Consider the following 2,687-nt stretch of genomic DNA (forward strand, 5'->3'; position numbering starts at 1 on the left):
TTGTAAACCCCTCGGGTTTCCGCAAGGCAGCAAGACGACGCCCCCGGGGGCGTCGTCTTGCTGCCTTGCGGAAACCCGAGGGGTTTACAAAAACCAGCGGGCCGGGACGAATAGGACATGTCCGGTGATGATCGCGCATTGAGCCCCGCCGCCCGGCGGCTGTACGCGTACGCCGTCGAGCGGCACGCCTTCGGCGCCGCCGAGGCCACCACGGTCCTGGGCGCCCGGGCCGCCGCCGCGATCACCGAGCTGGCCGCCGCGCAGCTGCTCCAGCGCGCCCCGGACGGCGGCGAGGACCGCTGGAGCGCCGTCCCCCCACGGGCCGCCGCCGCCCGGGCCACGGCGCCGCTCGCCCTGCGGGTGCGGCGGGCGCACGACGAGATGGAACGGGTCCGCGAACAGATGGAGGCCCTGGTCCCGCTGTACGAGGCGGGCGCGGCCGCCCGCGAGGCCAGCGGCTCGGGCCGACTCGAACTGGTCACCGACCTGGTCGCCGTACGCACCCTCATCGCCGAGCTGGCCGCCTCCTGCGAGCAGGAATTGCTGACCTCGCAGCCGGGCGGCGCCCGCCCCGCGGAGGCCCTGGAGGAGGCGATCGGCCGGGACGAGGCCCTGCTGGCGCGCGGGGTGCGGATGCGGACCCTCTACCAGCACACGGCCCGCTACTCCCGGCCCACCGCCGCGTACGTCGAACGGGTGACGGCGCTCGGCGCCCAGGTCCGCACCCTCGGCGACGGTCCCCTGCGGATGCTGGTCTTCGACCAGCACACGGGCCTGCTGGCCGTTCCCGACAGCCCGGGCGCCGCCCTGGTGGTCCGCGAGCCGAACATCGTCCACTTCATGACGGCCGTCTTCGAACGCTCCTGGCTCCAGGCGGAGCCCTTCCCCGTCACGGTCGGCCCGGACCAGGCCCGCTCGATCTCCGAGGAGCTCCGCCAGACCATCGTGCTCCTGCTCTCGGAGGGCCTGGAGGACAAGGCCATCGCCCGCCGCCTGGGCATGTCGGAGCGCACCTGCCAGCGCCACATCGCCGAGATCATGCGCGCCGCGGGCGCCCGGTCCCGCTTCCAGGCGGGCTTCCTCACCGCCCGCACCCTCGCCCCGCACGACCACGCCGGCACCCGCCCTAGACCGGTACGGACGAACTGATGCCCTGCCGGCGCACGAGCACCGCCACGATGATCATGCTGAGGATCCAGCTCCCGCTGTAGAGGGCCGCCGCGACGCCCGGCGGCGGGTGCCAGAGCTGAGCCCGGTTCAGGAACAGGTAGCCCGTCAGCGCGGTCACGGACCAGAACGTGATCAGGAAGACCCGCCCGCCGATCGCGGCCGGCATGAACTGGTGGGCCGCCAGGCACCCCAGGACGTACGCCCACAGGGGATCGCGGTACGCGGTCAGCCACCCCACGGCCACGAACGACGGCACCGTCACCAGGAGCGGCAGCCCGGTGCGCCAGGCCGCCTCGGCCGCCAGCCGCCCGCGCAGCGCCGTACGCGACTTGGCGACCCCGCGCCGCCGGCGCAGCAGCGTGGGGTGGGCGACGTGGAGCAGCCGGACGCTGCGCTCCTCGTCCGTCCGGGGATCGTAGGCCGTCATCACCACCCGCCCGTCCCGGCAGTGGAACACCGCACCGGCCGGGAGCCGGCCCACCACGCGGCGCACCTTCAGCACCGCACGGATCCGGACCACGTGCCCGTGGGCGAGCAGGAACACCTCGCCACCACCCGCCCGCCGTCCACCCGTGCCGCCCAGTCTGCGCCTCCCCCGTGATCCCCCGCAGTCGCTTCCCCGAGGCGACGTCCCTACGCGTCCGGATCCCAGGCGCGGAGCTGCGCGAAGACCCGCCGGTCCCCCTCGACCTCCAGCGACTCGACGGGGATCCGGTCGTACAGCCCAAGGACCAACTCATGGGCCGTACCCCGGACGGAGAGGAAGGCCTGAGCGGCGGCCGGCACGGCCCCGGGCCCGGGAAGCCGGGCACTGCGTGCGCCGTCGCCGGAGAGCGAGAGGCGCCAGGAACGGCCCTCGCAGGCATGGAAGTCGATGACAGCGGGCTCGTGCGGCCAAGCACTGGCCGTGGCGACGCAGGTGGAAAGGAAATCCTCGACCCCGTCGAGCGCCACCTCGCCCGGCAGCGGCTGCGGGTCACCGACGGTGATCTGGGCGTCGTACGTGTGCACCGCCATCTGCTGGAGCTGGTGCCGAGCCACGGCACCGGCGGTGTGCGGCGACTGCAACGTCTCCCACCACCCCCAACAACCACGATCCGGCCCGGCCTCCCGCAACGCGTCGAGCAGCTGCTCGGTGGACTCCGCCAACCATCCCAGCAGCGCCTCCCGCTCCCGAGGCGCACCCGGCGCGCCCTCCGCCACGGACTTGGCCGCCGCGGGCCCCGCGGCCACGGTGACGGCCCAGTCCCGGCGCCCCTCGCCGATGTGCTGCGCCAGATCGAACAGCGTCCACTCGGGGCAGGTCGGCACCTGCACGTCGAGGCTGGGCGCGGAGGCGACTGCGGCACGGAAGGCGGTCGATCGCTCGTCGATCAGCCGCAACAGAACGGGAAACTCGAGTGTCATGATCACCCCGGATCTCTACCACTGCGCCCCACTACGCGGACACCGATTTCCCGGCCCTCCCGAACGACGGCCCCCAGCCGGCCGGAACGGACAACGCCCCACGCCCGGGC

General features: G+C 73.8%; 3 protein-coding genes. 1 reads left to right on the forward strand and 2 read right to left on the reverse strand.

Annotated features, from left to right (window positions below; genetic code table 11):
- Positions 1 to 138: 138 nt before the first annotated feature.
- Positions 139 to 1,149, forward strand: a complete 1,011-nt coding sequence (locus EF918_RS34520) for a helix-turn-helix transcriptional regulator (RefSeq protein ID WP_260610969.1) — start codon at positions 139 to 141, stop codon at positions 1,147 to 1,149.
- On the opposite strand, the gene EF918_RS34525 is transcribed toward EF918_RS34520, so the two are convergent.
- Both EF918_RS34525 and EF918_RS34530 read right to left on the reverse strand, forming a co-directional pair.
- Positions 1,127 to 1,714, reverse strand: coding sequence for a hypothetical protein (locus EF918_RS34525; protein ID WP_125652814.1), 588 nt, complete (start codon positions 1,712 to 1,714; stop codon positions 1,127 to 1,129). The genes EF918_RS34520 and EF918_RS34525 overlap by 23 nt on opposite strands.
- Positions 1,715 to 1,803: 89 nt before the next feature.
- Complete coding sequence (locus EF918_RS34530) at positions 1,804 to 2,577, reverse strand: maleylpyruvate isomerase N-terminal domain-containing protein (RefSeq protein ID WP_125652815.1); 774 nt, start codon at positions 2,575 to 2,577, stop codon at positions 1,804 to 1,806.
- Positions 2,578 to 2,687 lie beyond the last annotated feature (110 nt).

Origin of the sequence: Streptomyces sp. WAC06614 (genome assembly GCF_003949795.1) — a bacterium.
Lineage (GTDB): Bacteria > Actinomycetota > Actinomycetes > Streptomycetales > Streptomycetaceae > Streptomyces.

What these genes read in the sequence shown, in the direction of transcription:
- EF918_RS34530 (WP_125652815.1), bottom strand. Translation starts at nt 2,577, where the DNA reads ATGACACTCGAGTTTCCCGTTCTGTTGCGGCTGATCGACGAGCGATCG.